The 13,404-nt window shown below is 52.9% G+C and carries 11 protein-coding genes and 1 pseudogene; 7 read left to right on the top strand and 5 right to left on the bottom strand.

Going from position 1 to position 13,404, the window contains the following annotated elements; all coding sequences use genetic code 11:
• Window positions 1-94: 94 nt before the first annotated feature.
• From yfaZ to yfaU, 6 genes are all read left to right on the top strand, one after another.
• Complete coding sequence (gene yfaZ, locus AABJ99_RS07970; RefSeq protein ID WP_032303432.1) at window positions 95-637, top strand: YfaZ family outer membrane protein; 543 nt, start codon at window positions 95-97, stop codon at window positions 635-637.
• 99 nt (window positions 638-736) lie between these two features.
• Window positions 737-1,939, top strand: coding sequence for a nicotinamide mononucleotide deamidase-related protein YfaY (gene yfaY, locus AABJ99_RS07975; protein ID WP_000958555.1), 1,203 nt, complete (start codon window positions 737-739; stop codon window positions 1,937-1,939).
• Between the two features lie 219 nt (window positions 1,940-2,158).
• A complete protein-coding gene (yfaX, locus tag AABJ99_RS07980) occupies window positions 2,159-2,941 on the top strand; it encodes an IclR family transcriptional regulator (protein WP_032184674.1) in 783 nt (260 codons plus the stop codon).
• A 14-nt stretch (window positions 2,942-2,955) separates the two neighbouring features.
• Window positions 2,956-4,161 carry an L-rhamnonate dehydratase gene (gene rhmD, locus AABJ99_RS07985; protein ID WP_001389850.1) on the top strand — a complete coding sequence of 402 codons (1,206 nt, stop codon included), beginning with the start codon at window positions 2,956-2,958 and terminating at the stop codon, window positions 4,159-4,161.
• A gap of 56 nt (window positions 4,162-4,217) precedes the next feature.
• Window positions 4,218-5,507 carry an MFS transporter gene (gene yfaV / locus AABJ99_RS07990; protein ID WP_039020258.1) on the top strand — a complete coding sequence of 430 codons (1,290 nt, stop codon included), beginning with the start codon at window positions 4,218-4,220 and terminating at the stop codon, window positions 5,505-5,507.
• 16 nt (window positions 5,508-5,523) lie between these two features.
• A complete protein-coding gene (gene yfaU, locus AABJ99_RS07995) occupies window positions 5,524-6,327 on the top strand; it encodes a 2-keto-3-deoxy-L-rhamnonate aldolase (RefSeq protein ID WP_039020259.1) in 804 nt (267 codons plus the stop codon).
• A 40-nt stretch (window positions 6,328-6,367) separates the two neighbouring features.
• Here yfaU and AABJ99_RS08000 read toward each other — a convergent pair.
• The 5 genes and pseudogenes from AABJ99_RS08000 to glpA all read right to left on the bottom strand — a co-directional run.
• Window positions 6,368-6,553 (bottom strand): annotated as a pseudogene (locus AABJ99_RS08000) (hypothetical protein); the annotation flags it as partial.
• Complete coding sequence (locus AABJ99_RS08005; RefSeq protein WP_000140577.1) at window positions 6,554-7,513, bottom strand: ISNCY family transposase; 960 nt, start codon at window positions 7,511-7,513, stop codon at window positions 6,554-6,556.
• Between the two features lie 193 nt (window positions 7,514-7,706).
• Window positions 7,707-8,897 (bottom strand): anaerobic glycerol-3-phosphate dehydrogenase subunit GlpC, encoded by a 1,191-nt coding sequence (gene glpC / locus AABJ99_RS08010; RefSeq protein WP_039020260.1) that lies wholly within the window; start codon window positions 8,895-8,897, stop codon window positions 7,707-7,709.
• The gene (gene glpB, locus AABJ99_RS08015; protein ID WP_039020261.1) at window positions 8,894-10,153 is read right to left on the bottom strand and encodes a glycerol-3-phosphate dehydrogenase subunit GlpB; all 1,260 of its coding nucleotides are present in this window, start codon (window positions 10,151-10,153) and stop codon (window positions 8,894-8,896) included. The genes glpC and glpB overlap by 4 nt, the downstream gene beginning before the upstream one ends.
• Window positions 10,143-11,771, bottom strand: coding sequence for an anaerobic glycerol-3-phosphate dehydrogenase subunit A (glpA, locus tag AABJ99_RS08020; protein WP_000857270.1), 1,629 nt, complete (start codon window positions 11,769-11,771; stop codon window positions 10,143-10,145). Before glpA ends, glpB begins: the two co-directional genes overlap by 11 nt.
• Before the next feature lie 272 nt (window positions 11,772-12,043).
• Between glpA and glpT the strand changes: the two genes are divergently transcribed.
• Window positions 12,044-13,402, top strand: coding sequence for a glycerol-3-phosphate transporter (gene glpT / locus AABJ99_RS08025; protein WP_338387530.1), 1,359 nt, complete (start codon window positions 12,044-12,046; stop codon window positions 13,400-13,402).
• Window positions 13,403-13,404 lie beyond the last annotated feature (2 nt).

Raw genomic sequence — 13,404 nt, forward strand, 5'->3', positions numbered from 1 at the left:
AGATCCCTTTTTTCGCTCATTGAATCCTCAGCGCCAGGCAGTACAATCCCGCAGCTTTGGGAATTTTGATTTATTGCTTGTGGGAGAGGGGAAAATGAAAAAAATTGCGCTAGCAGGTCTGGCCGGAATGCTGTTGGTTTCTGCATCGGTCAATGCAATGAGTATCAGCGGTCAGGCGGGTAAAGAATACACCAATATTGGTGTCGGTTTTGGTACGGAATCGACGGGCCTGGCGTTAAGCGGTAACTGGACACATAACGACGACGACGGTGACGTCGCGGGTGTGGGGCTGGGGTTGAATCTGCCTCTTGGTCCGTTAATGGCGACCGTTGGCGGTAAAGGTATTTATACCAATCCGAATGATGGTGATGAAGGCTATGCCGCTGCTGTTGGTGGTGGTTTGCAGTGGAAAATTGGCAACAGCTTCCGTTTGTTTGGCGAGTATTACTACTCTCCAGATTCGCTCTCCAGCGGTATTCAAAGTTATGAGGAAGCGAATGCTGGTGCGCGTTACACCATTATGCGTCCAGTCAGTATTGAGGCGGGTTATCGCTATCTGAATCTGTCGGGTAAAGATGGTAACCGCGACAACGCCGTGGCTGACGGTCCATATGTTGGGGTTAACGCCAGTTTCTGATGCCTTCCGGCGCGGCATTCTGTCGCGCCATTCAGTTTCTTACTACGCCTTATCTCCCTTTGCGTTATAGTGATTCGATAACAAAAGCAGGAGATAACCATGTTAACAGTGGAAATGTTATCCACCGGGGATGAAGTGTTACACGGGCAAATCGTTGACACTAACGCTGCCTGGCTGGCCGATTTTTTCTTTCATCAGGGGTTGCCATTATCTCGCCGTAATACGGTGGGGGATAACCTCGATGACTTAGTGACCATTCTTCGTGAACGTAGTCAGCACGCCGATGTGCTGATTGTGAACGGCGGGCTGGGGCCGACCAGTGATGATTTAAGCGCACTCGCCGCTGCGACTGCAAAAGGAGAAGGCCTGGTGCTGCATGAGGCCTGGCTCAAAGAGATGGAACGCTATTTCCGCGAACGTGGTCGCGTAATGGCGCCGAGCAACCGTAAACAGGCGGAGCTGCCAGCCAGTGCTGAATTTATCAATAACCCGGTAGGCACCGCCTGTGGTTTTGCCGTGCAGCTTAATCGTTGCCTGATGTTCTTTACCCCCGGCGTACCGTCAGAATTTAAGGTGATGGTCGAGCACGAAATCCTGCCGCGCCTGCGCGAGCGTTTTTCTTTACCGCAGCCGCCGGTTTGTCTGCGTTTGACTACCTTCGGTCGTTCGGAAAGCGATCTGGCGCAAAGCCTGGACTCCCTGCAATTGCCGCCGGGCGTAACGATGGGCTATCGCTCCTCGATGCCGATAATTGAACTTAAGCTGACCGGACCGGCAAGTGAGCAACAGGCGATGGAAAAACTGTGGCTGGACGTTAAACGTGTTGCCGGACAGAGCGTGATTTTCGAAGGCACCGAAGGACTGCCCGCGCAGATCAGTCGCGAATTGCAGAGCCGCCAGTTCAGCCTGACGTTGAGCGAGCAATTCACCGGTGGTTTATTGGCTTTGCAACTTTCTCGCGCAGGTGCTCCATTGCTGGCGTGTGAAGTAGTTCCTTCACAGGAAGAAACCCTGGCGCAAACTGCGCACTGGATTACAGAACGGCGTGCCAACCATTTTGCCGGGCTGGCACTGGCTGTTTCTGGTTTCGAGAACGAACATCTCAACTTTGCGCTAGCCTCGCCAGACGGCACTTTCGCTCTGCGTGTGCGTTTCAGCACTACGCGCTACAGCCTGGCTATCCGTCAGGAAGTGTGCGCAATGATGGCACTGAATATGCTGCGCCGTTGGTTAAACGGTCAGGACATCGCCAGTGAGCATGGCTGGATTGAGGTTGTTGAGTCCATGACTTTATCTGTCTGATTCCGCCACTCCGTGCCGGTTTACTGCACCGGCACATTCCCCCTCCGGCAAAATTTGTCCAACCTGTTGTACTCAATAAGAAAAAATCCGTGCGCTGATTCACAAATTTGTGCGTAATTTCTCCAGCCCGCTGGACGAGGTGCGGGATTTGATGCGCTTCACAATTTTACTCCCCCTGAGCAACGAGACTGATTCCAGTATCTAAGACTGGAGTCCAGTATGTTGGAATCAAGCAAAGTTCCCGCCCTGACACGGGCTATTGATATTCTCAATTTGATTGCCCGCATTGGCCCCTGTAGTGCTGCGACGATCATTGACACATTGGGGATCCCTAAAAGCACGGCCTATTTGCTGCTTAATGAACTCAGGCGTCAGCGTTTTCTTAGCCTTGATCACCAGGAAAATTTTTGTTTGTGGACCAAGCTGGTGGAGCTTTCCGGTCATGCGTTAAGCAAGATGGATCTCCGGGAACTGGCTCGACCGCGTTTGACGCAACTGATGGATACCACCGGGCTGTTATGTCACCTGGGGATTATTGATAACGGCAGCGCTTATTACATTTTGAAAGTGGAGTCATCAGCCACTATCAGCGTGCGTTCCCATGAAGGAAAAAGCCTTTCGCTTTATCGCTCCGGAATAGGTAAATGCCTGCTAGCCTGGCAACCTGCAGCTGTACAGCAAAGTATTATCGAAGGGCTGGTCTGGGAGCAGGTGACACCCACAACGATTACTCATCCACAGCAACTTCACGAAGAACTGGCGCGTATTCGCCGTCAGGGCTGGAGCTATGACAACGGCGAAGATTACGCCGATGTCCGTTGTGTCGCTGCGCCGGTGTTTAACGCCAATAACGAGCTTACCGCTGCGATCTCGGTGGTCGGTACCCGCTTACAAATCAATGAAGAATACCGTGATTATCTGGCGGGCAAGGCCATTGCCTGCGCCAGGGATATTTCACGTCTGTTGGGATGGAAAAGTCCCTTTGACTTACAGGCCTCATAACAATGGAGAACAGCATGACCCTACCAAAAATCAAACAGGTTCGCGCCTGGTTTACTGGCGGTGCGACAGCAGAAAAAGGCGCTGGCGGCGGTGATTATCACGACCAGGGGGCGAATCACTGGATTGACGATCATATTGCCACCCCGATGAGTAAATACCGCGATTACGAGCAGTCACGCCAGTCATTTGGCATTAACGTTCTTGGCACGTTGATTGTTGAAGTCGAAGCAGAAAACGGCCAGACCGGATTCGCCGTTTCGACAGCCGGTGAAATGGGCTGTTTTATTGTCGAAAAACACCTTAACCGTTTCATTGAGGGTAAATGTGTCAGTGATATCAAACTGATCCACGATCAAATGCTCAATGCCACCCTGTATTACTCCGGCTCTGGTGGCCTGGTGATGAATACGATTTCCTGTGTCGATCTGGCTCTGTGGGATCTGTTCGGCAAAGTGGTCGGGCTTCCGGTTTATAAACTTTTAGGCGGCGCAGTTCGTGATGAGATTCAGTTCTACGCCACAGGTGCGCGTCCGGATCTGGCAAAAGAGATGGGCTTTATCGGTGGCAAAATGCCGACGCACTGGGGGCCACATGATGGCGATGCGGGGATCCGCAAAGATGCCGCTATGGTCGCGGATATGCGTGAAAAATGCGGTGAGGATTTCTGGTTAATGCTCGACTGCTGGATGAGTCAGGACGTGAACTATGCCACCAAACTGGCCCACGCTTGCGCGCCCTATAACCTGAAATGGATCGAAGAGTGCCTGCCGCCACAGCAGTATGAAGGTTATCGCGAACTGAAACGCAACGCGCCAGTCGGAATGATGGTCACCAGCGGTGAGCATCACGGCACACTGCAATCTTTCCGTACGCTTTCAGAAACCGGTATCGACATTATGCAGCCGGATGTTGGCTGGTGCGGTGGCTTAACCACGCTGGTGGAAATTGCCGCAATCGCCAAATCCAGAGGGCAACTGGTGGTGCCGCACGGTTCGTCTGTTTACTCTCACCATGCGGTGATCACCTTCACCAATACGCCATTCAGCGAATTCCTGATGACCAGCCCGGATTGTTCAACGATGCGTCCGCAATTTGATCCGATTCTGCTTAATGAGCCAGTGCCGGTGAATGGTCGTATTCATAAATCAGTGCTTGATAAACCCGGTTTCGGCGTCGAGCTCAATCGTGACTGCAATTTGAAACGCCCCTACAGCCACTAATCATTCCGGGCGTTGCTGTGACAACGGTAACGCCCACATATTTTAAGGAGCTTTTTATGAGCACCGCTTTGCTTGACGCCGTGGTGAAGAAAAACCGTGCGCGTTTAATTCCGTTTATGTTGGCGCTGTATGTGCTGGCGTTTCTCGACCGTTCGAATATCGGTTTTGCCAAACAGACCTACCAGATTGATACCGGGCTGAGTAATGAAGCTTATGCGCTGGGAGCAGGCATTTTTTTTGTGGTATATGCGTTTCTGGGTGTTCCGGCGAATCTTTTGATGCGCAAACTGGGGGCAAGAACCTGGATTGGTACGACAACACTGCTGTGGGGATTTCTTTCGGCAGCCATGGCATGGGCCGATACTGAAGCGAAATTTCTGATCGTTCGCACTCTGCTTGGTGCTGCGGAGGCCGGGTTCTTCCCTGGTATGATTTATCTCACCTCGCAATGGTTTCCGCAGCGTAATCGCGCCAGCATTATGGGGCTGTTCTATATGGGCGCACCGTTGGCGTTAACACTGGGATCACCGCTTTCCGGCGCGCTGCTGGAGATGCATGGATTTATGGGGCATCCCGGCTGGTTCTGGATGTTTGTGATTGAAGGATTGCTGGCAGTCGGCGCTGGTGTATTCACATTCTTTTGGCTTGATGACACGCCGGAGCAGACTCGTTTTCTGAGTAAAGAAGAAAAAACGTTGCTTATCAACCAACTGGCAAGTGAAGAACAACAGAAAGTGACTTCTCGACTGAGCGATGCGCTGCGTAATGGGCGAGTCTGGCAACTGGCGATTATCTACCTGACCATTCAGGTGGCGGTTTACGGATTAATTTTCTTCCTGCCGACGCAGGTTGCTGCATTGTTGGGGACAAAAGTGGGCTTTACGGCGTCGGTGGTCACCGCCATTCCGTGGGTCGCGGCCTTGTTTGGGACCTGGCTTATTCCGCGCTATTCCGATAAAACCGGCGAACGGCGTAATGTCGCGGCGCTGACATTACTGGCGGCGGGCATTGGTATTGGTCTCTCCGGGCTGCTTTCTCCAGTACTGGCGATCGTAGCGCTGTGTGTTGCAGCCATCGGGTTTATTGCCGTGCAGCCGGTGTTCTGGACGATGCCGACACAACTGCTTTCCGGTACGGCGCTGGCGGCGGGGATTGGTTTTGTAAACCTGTTTGGTGCAGTGGGCGGGTTTATTGCCCCGATCCTGCGCGTGAAAGCAGAAACGTTGTTTGCCAGCGATGCGGCTGGATTACTGACGCTGGCAGCGGTGGCGGTCATCGGTTCGCTGATTATTTTCACTCTGCGTGTAAATCGCACTGTTGCGCAGACCGACGTGGCACATCATTAATAGGTTAAGGAACACCATGAACGCATTATTAACCAATCCCTTTAAAGAACGTTTACGCAAGGGCGAAGTGCAAATTGGTCTGTGGTTAAGCTCGACTACTTCTTATATGGCAGAAATTGCCGCCACCTCCGGTTATGACTGGTTGCTGATTGACGGGGAGCACGCGCCAAACACCATTCAGGATCTTTATCACCAGCTACAGGCGGTAGCGCCCTATGCCAGCCAACCCGTGATCCGTCCGGTGGAAGCCAGTAAGTCGCTGATTAAACAAGTCCTGGATATTGGCGCGCAAACTCTACTGATCCCGATGGTCGATACTGCCGATCAGGCACGTCAGGTGGTGTCTGCCACGCGCTATCCTCCCTACGGTGAGCGTGGTGTCGGGGCCAGTGTGGCACGGGCTGCGCGCTGGGGACGCATTGAGAATTACATGGCGCAAGTCAACGATTCGCTTTGTCTGTTGGTGCAGGTGGAAAGTAAAACAGCACTGGATAACCTGGACGAAATCCTCGACGTCGAAGGGATTGACGGCGTGTTTATTGGACCTGCGGATCTTTCTGCCTCGTTGGGCTACCCGGATAACGCCGGGCACCCGGAAGTGCAGCGAATTATTGAAACCAGTATTCGGCGGATCCGTGCTGCGGGTAAAGCGGCTGGTTTTCTGGCTGTGGCTCCTGATATGGCGCAGCAATGCCTGGCGTGGGGAGCGAACTTTGTCGCTGTTGGCGTTGACACGATGCTCTACAGCGATGCCCTGGATCAACGACTGGCGATGTTTAAATCAGGCAAAAATGGGCCACGCATAAAAGGTAGTTATTGATATCAAAGGCCCATGGGGATCGGCTGTGGGCCTGTGTTAATTAGTGGTTATTCGCTGCCAGATCGGCTTCGCTTAGCTGGGTGGCAGCGAGCACCAGGTCACGATCAATGCCCTGTTCCAGCATGCGCAAAGCAATTTTAATGGCTTGTTCATGCATGCCCTCCTGCCAGCCAATTTGATGCCCTTCCTGCCGTAGCCGTTCAGCAATAGTCATCAATCTCTCCTTTTAATAACAGTTCGGAATATCAGCATCAGTGAGTTGGGTTGTCGCCAGCACAATCTCACGTTCAAAGCCCTGTTCCAGCATGCGCAAGGCAATTTTAATGGCTTGTTCATGCATACCTTCTACTTTGCCTTTCTGCAAACCCTCCAATTTCCCCTCCTGCCAACCTTCAATTTTACCTTCCTGCCAGCCAATTTGGTGTCCTTCCTGCCGCAGCCGTTCAGCAATAGTCATTAATCTCTCCTTTTGTAGTGGTGAACGTTCGGCAATCTCCTGAATAAAACGGGTGAAACGGGAGGTATCGCCGCATTGCAGCAGATAATTAAACAGCGTTTGTAGCTGGCTGTCATTAGTGAAGCCTCTAACCAAAAGCGTGGTGATCCTGTCGACCATACCGATTAAATCGCGGTCGCGAATATGCTTTTGAATCAGTTCAAGCAGAGCTATACGCCGATGTTGCATGATCTCATCGTCAGGTACGATGGTGATATCCACCAACGGAAAAGCTTCGGTGTACAACTGCCGGGCAAGTTGCGGATCGTCAAACTCATCCAGCCAGTTAAGTGAGTATGGGTAGGGCGAGGTTTCGCCATGATAAAACAGCAACGGCACCACCAGCGGGACTCTGTCATAGCCTTTGTCAAGGTGACGCTGCATGGCGGCGGTGGCATAGCGCATTAGCCGAAAAGCCATATTCTTTTCCGCAGAACTTTGATGTTCAATCACGCAGTAGATATAGCCGTCACCGTCGCTGGTTTCCACGGACCACAAAACATCCGAGTAGTAAGCGCGTAAACTTTTTTCAATAAAACTGGTGGGTTCCAGGCGTAAGGTTTGCAGGTTGCAAAGCTTGCGCAGCGGCTCTGGTAGATGTATTTCGAGAAAATCCCGTGCGGTTTCGGGTGTGAACATAAAGGTTTTAAACACCGCATCATGCGGGGAGGAGGTTGTTGATTCGGTCATGGTTGTCCGTCACCTGATATTTATGATGACGCGACATTACGGGGATCTCGAAACAATGACATCTGCCAGTTTCTGCCTTTGCGAGACGTTTTCAGAAGAATTTTCAAAGCGATGCAACGCATACACTGGATGCGGAATCACGTACGCAAAAATGCCCGATAAGCAATGCGTTTACCGGGCATCACAAGGAAGATTAAGACAGCGCCTGGGCCAGCAGCGTAATCGGGTGCTCGCAGCGAAGGCTCGTGGACATCTCAATCTGCCATTTGCAGGTTTCGCAGTCGGTGACCACCAGATCTGCCCCGCTCTCTTCTATCTGGCGGAACAGTGGTGCGCCGATGGCTTGTGAGGTTGGGTAGTTCTCTTTTTTGAAACCGTAAGTTCCGGCAATACCGCAGCACTGGGAATCCAGCACCGTTAACTCAAGCCCCGGGATTTTACGCAACAGCTCCAGGGTGTAGAGCGTCCAGCCCATTTTTTCCATATGGCACGGGGTGTGGTAAACCACTTTTAGCGGCAGCGTTTTCAGCGGTAACGTTTTACCTTCGTCCAGCTTGCGCCACAGCCAGCGGGTCGCCAGTTCGATATGATCGCGCAAGCCTCTGTTGTCGACATTCAGCACTTCCGGGTATTCGTCACGCAGGGCAAATGTACAGGTTGAGGAGGTGGCAATCACCGGAATGCCTTTTACCCCTACCGCTTCGCGGATCGACTCTACATTCGTGATTGCTTGTTTACGTGCTTTATCGGTAAAACCGTTGGCGATGAGCGGCACGCCGCAGCATTTTTCTTTGCTCAGCAGTTGTACGCCGGTGTCCATCGCGTTGAGCACTTTAATTAAATCTTTACCTAACTGCGGATGGTTGTAGTTAACGAAGCAGCCGTGAAAGAAAGCCACCTGGTCTTTATATTGCGCTTGCTGAGCCGCCACGCTGCGATACCAGCGACGAAACGTACCGAAGGAGTATTTCGGTAGCGTGCGGCGATGATCGATTTTTAACGCCGCATCAAGCAACTGCCGCACTGGTTTCAGCGAGGTAGCGGTGTTGACGATTGGAGCAAACGGCGTGGAAACGCTACCCATCAGGTCGGTATGACTCAACACAAAATTGCGCAGCGACGGGCGCGTGGTGTCATATTTCGCCCGCGCGCGCTGGATGATATCGCCAATCTTCACATCGGACGGGCAGGCGACTTCGCAACGTTTGCAGTTAATACAATATTTCAGTGCCTCGTCATACAGTGCGCCATCTTTTAAACGCAGACGCTCGCCATCCGGCCCGGCTTGTTTTGGCCCTGGATAGCTGGGATTCACCCGGCTCACCGGGCAGGCGGTGGTGCAGACGGTGCACTTAATGCAGTTTTCGAAGCTGGTGTCGTTCATTGTTGGCCTCCTGCGCGTTGGGCAATTTGTTGAGCGGCATGTAAAGCACTGACGGCACAAACACCGCCGCCGCATCCCTGGGCGATGGGATCAAATCCGCCCAGCACCGAACCGATGGCAAACAGGTTCTCAATGGTTTGCCCCGCCTGCGACGGGCGTAGCGCCTCATCAGTGGTGACACCGAACTGCTGCCACGGCTGCGGCGCAAAAAAATCGCCCTTATACCATTCACCCCGCGTGGCGGTTTGTAGCACATCAAGGCCGAGAATCGGCTCGCGAATGCCGTCACGTTCTGCCACCAGTCCGCCGCTAAAGAAACTGCCGCTCGCAAGCACCGCAAATCGTGGGCGCAGCGGGATATCGGCGTGATTGCGCGTCCAGATTTCATTCACTACGCCATTTTTACAGGTCACTTTTTTCACTTCATCGCCCGGCATCCACACGCCCCCCTGGCGCACAAACTGGCGCTGTAACTGGTTTTGCAGACGAATGCCCAGCACTGAAGGTGGTAATGTCGGCAGTAACATTAATGAACAGGGCAATTGCTCGTTCAGCCACCGCCAGAGTTTGTCATCAGCCATGCCGAAGCAGGCGGGCATCAGGATCATTTCACTGGTATTGGCGACAGGAATAAGCGCATCAATTAACAGAGGCCAGTTTTCTTCGTTATCAAGGAAACGGGCGATATTCACCGCGCGGAACTCGGTGGCGTTATTGCGCAGGATATCCAGTTCTGGCAGCTCTATTTCTGCGGTTTCAACATTAAGATCCAGTTCGCGCAATGAAGCCGCCGCAAGATGCGCCTGAAAATCCATCAGGCCGCTAATTCCCACTACACAAATTTTCTTCGCGGGCAGCGGCCAGACGGGGACTTCTGGCGAACTTAGCCAGGTAGAGCGCAGAGTACCGAGCGGCGTAACTCGCTGGTGAGCCAGCTCTACGCTGCCCTGTAATTGCGCACCGCTTTCAGCGATTAATGTCTGTGCCTGACAAGCGAGATCGAGCACGCGTTGTGGCCCGAGAAGAGAGTATGGATGGGCAGGTGCCTGATGACACAAAGATTCCAGTCCACTGTGAATGTCTGTCACCGGCTGACCGTCAGGCAGATTGCTCAGCAAATCCAGCGATCCGGATGAAAAATGCAGCGCGCTTTGACCACGCGTAACAATGGCACAGCGCAGTCCGTGTTTTTGCAGTTGCAGGCCGCAGAGTAATCCGGCGAGCCCGCCGCCCATAATGACAGTATCAAAGCGCATCTTTTTGCTCCTTCTCCAGACCACAAAGTCCCTGATAAACCCAACGGGTAAACTCGCTTTCGCGCAATGCGTCTCCCCAGGCGATGGGTTGCACGCCTTTCCAGCGTTCGTTAAGGAAGGTGGAAAGTTGCTCGATAGATTGCGCGGACGTCGTGACGTTAAAACGCTGTAGCAGTCCGGCAGCGCGGCAGGCGCAGAGCTCGCCCTGGCAGGTTCCCATCCCCACACGGGTGCGACGACGTAAATCCAACAGGCTGTTAACGTTTAAATTTTCTACTGCGTACTGCACTTCACCCGCAGTTACCGCTTCGCACTCACATACCAGGCTGCGGTGCAGACGGCCTTCGCTAAGCCAGGCAGGCGTGCGATCGCCATGACGATAAACCGCAGAACCGCGCAGCGGGGCAGGCAGGGAGATGACTTTACGCAAGGTAACTTCAGCGGGTTCCTGTGAACCTGGAAGTGCCAGATCGGCGGTCGTACAGGGGCGCGTATTGCCCAGCTTGCGACATACCGCATCGGTAGCCCATTCCGCCATCAGCCGATAGGTCATCAGTTTGCCACCGGTGATGGTGATAAATCCGTCCAGACCATCGCGTTCAGCATGATCGAGCAGCACGATGCCACGGCTGACGTTACGTCCGCTCGGGTCGTCATCGCTGGCAACCAGCGGACGCACGCCAGAGTAAGCCCGCAAAATACGCGTTTTCGCCATCACGGGGGCCAGTTTTTCCCCTTCACGCAGCAGAATATCCACTTCTTCTGCCGTCACTCGATTATCGTCAATCTCGTTGTAATCAATACGTAAAGAGGTGGTGCCAATCAGCGAAATGGTATCGCCAGGCACCAGAATATCGGCGTCAGAAGGTTTACGGCAACGGTTGATCACATGCTGATTAATGCGGTGATCCATAATCAGAAGCGACCCTTTCGCCGGGAACATGCGAATGCGCAGATCGGCATATTCCGCAATATGTTGCCCCCAGATCCCGGCGGCATTAACCACGACAGGCGCATGAAGTGCCTGAATTTCGCCAGTGAGATGGTTACGTACACGAACGCCACACACCGTCGCGCCTTCACGAATCAGACCTGTCACTTCGTGCGCGGTGAGGATAATGGCACCGTGTTCTTTCGCATCGAGCATGTTCGCTGCGGTCAGGCGAAATGGGTCAACAGTGCCATCCGGAACTTTTACCGCGCCAATCAGTGCCGGGTTAACGGAAGGTTCGATAATGCGTGCTTGCTGCGGATCAATGGCTTCAGCACTGATTCCAGCCTCTTCGCAAGCACGAATAAAAGTCGCCTGGAAGGAGAGATCATCTTCCGGCAGGGTGATAAACAGGCCGTTGGTTGGTTCGACACAGTGACGCGCAATGCGTTTTAAAATCTGGTTTTCACTAATACATTCGCGGGCCGATTCCGCATCCGTTACCGCATAGCGTGCGCCGCTGTGCAGTAGCCCGTGATTACGCCCGGTGGCTCCCGTTGCGATGTCGTGGCGCTCAACCAAAATCACGCGCAGCCCGCGCAGGGCACAGTCGCGGGCAATCCCGGCTCCCGTTGCGCCGCCGCCAATGATAATCACGTCACTTGATTGCGAGTCGCGAGTTTTCATTGTTATCCCTCTAAAGTTCGTTTTTTACCATTTAGCCATAGTAAAAACATGAATTGTTTGATTTCGCGCATATTCGATCATAATTCGAAAGTGAAACGTGATTTCATGCGTCATTTTGAACATTCTGTAAATCTTATTTAATAATGTGTGCGGCAATTCACATTTAATTTCTGAATGTTTTCTTAACATCGCGGCAACTCAAGAAACGGCAGGTTCTCCCACTGAATCAGGCTGTTAATCATAAATAAGACCACGGGCCACGGAGGCTTTCAATGTTGAGTATTTTTAAACCGGCGCCACACAAAGCGCGCTTACCTGACGCGGAGATCGATCCGACTTATCGTCGATTGCGCTGGCAAATTTTCCTGGGGATATTCTTTGGCTATGCTGCTTACTATTTGGTTCGTAAGAACTTTGCGCTCGCTATGCCTTACCTGGTGGAGCAGGGATTCTCACGCGGTGATTTAGGTTTCGCGCTTTCTGGGATCTCGATCGCCTATGGATTTTCGAAATTCATCATGGGTTCGGTGTCGGATCGCTCGAATCCGCGCGTTTTCCTCCCCGCAGGTTTGATTCTGGCGGCGGCAGTGATGCTGTTTATGGGCTTTGTGCCATGGGCGACATCGAGCATTGCGGTGATGTTTGTACTGTTGTTCCTCTGCGGTTGGTTCCAGGGGATGGGGTGGCCGCCGTGTGGTCGTACTATGGTGCACTGGTGGTCGCAGAAAGAACGTGGCGGCATTGTGTCGGTGTGGAACTGTGCGCACAACGTCGGTGGTGGTATTCCGCCGCTGCTGTTCCTGCTGGGGATGGCCTGGTTCAATGACTGGCACGCGGCCCTCTATATGCCCGCTTTCTGCGCCATTCTGGTGGCACTATTCGCCTTTGCGATGATGCGCGATACCCCACAATCCTGTGGCTTGCCGCCGATCGAAGAGTACAAAAACGATTATCCGGACGACTATAACGAAAAAGCGGAACAGGAGCTGACCGCAAAGCAAATTTTCATGCAGTACGTGCTGCCGAACAAACTGCTGTGGTACATCGCCATCGCCAACGTGTTCGTTTATCTGCTGCGTTACGGCATCCTCGACTGGTCACCGACCTACCTGAAAGAAGTTAAGCATTTCGCGCTGGATAAATCCTCCTGGGCCTACTTCCTTTATGAATATGCGGGCATTCCGGGCACCCTGTTATGCGGCTGGATGTCGGATAAAGTCTTCCGCGGTAACCGTGGGGCAACCGGCGTCTTCTTTATGACACTGGTGACCATCGCAACTATCGTTTACTGGATGAACCCGGCGGGCAATCCCAACGTCGATATGATTTGTATGATTGTTATCGGCTTCCTGATCTACGGCCCTGTGATGCTGATCGGTCTGCATGCGCTGGAACTGGCACCGAAAAAAGCGGCAGGTACGGCAGCGGGCTTTACCGGTCTGTTTGGTTACCTGGGCGGTTCGGTGGCGGCGAGCGCGATTGTTGGTTACACCGTGGACTTCTTCGGCTGGGATGGCGGCTTTATGGTAATGATTGGCGGCAGCATCCTGGCGGTTATCCTGTTGATAGTTGTGATGATTGGCGAAAAACGTCGCCATCAGGAATTACTGCAAAAACGCAATGGAGGCTAATG

The sequence above is a fragment of the Escherichia coli genome, from assembly GCF_036503815.1.
GTDB lineage: Bacteria > Pseudomonadota > Gammaproteobacteria > Enterobacterales > Enterobacteriaceae > Escherichia > Escherichia coli_F.

Bases quoted from the DNA above. Each gene is read 5' to 3' on its own strand.
- glpC (WP_039020260.1), bottom strand. From the start codon at position 8,897: ATGAACGACACCAGCTTCGAAAACTGCATTAAGTGCACCGTCTGCACC.
- glpB (WP_039020261.1), bottom strand. From the start codon at position 10,153: ATGCGCTTTGATACTGTCATTATGGGCGGCGGGCTCGCCGGATTACTC.
- yfaY (WP_000958555.1), top strand. From the start codon at position 737: ATGTTAACAGTGGAAATGTTATCCACCGGGGATGAAGTGTTACACGGG.
- yfaX (WP_032184674.1), top strand. From the start codon at position 2,159: ATGTTGGAATCAAGCAAAGTTCCCGCCCTGACACGGGCTATTGATATT.
- AABJ99_RS08005 (WP_000140577.1), bottom strand. From the start codon at position 7,513: ATGACCGAATCAACAACCTCCTCCCCGCATGATGCGGTGTTTAAAACC.
- glpT (WP_338387530.1), top strand. From the start codon at position 12,044: ATGTTGAGTATTTTTAAACCGGCGCCACACAAAGCGCGCTTACCTGAC.
- yfaV (WP_039020258.1), top strand. From the start codon at position 4,218: ATGAGCACCGCTTTGCTTGACGCCGTGGTGAAGAAAAACCGTGCGCGT.
- yfaU (WP_039020259.1), top strand. From the start codon at position 5,524: ATGAACGCATTATTAACCAATCCCTTTAAAGAACGTTTACGCAAGGGC.
- rhmD (WP_001389850.1), top strand. From the start codon at position 2,956: ATGACCCTACCAAAAATCAAACAGGTTCGCGCCTGGTTTACTGGCGGT.
- glpA (WP_000857270.1), bottom strand. From the start codon at position 11,771: ATGAAAACTCGCGACTCGCAATCAAGTGACGTGATTATCATTGGCGGC.
- yfaZ (WP_032303432.1), top strand. From the start codon at position 95: ATGAAAAAAATTGCGCTAGCAGGTCTGGCCGGAATGCTGTTGGTTTCT.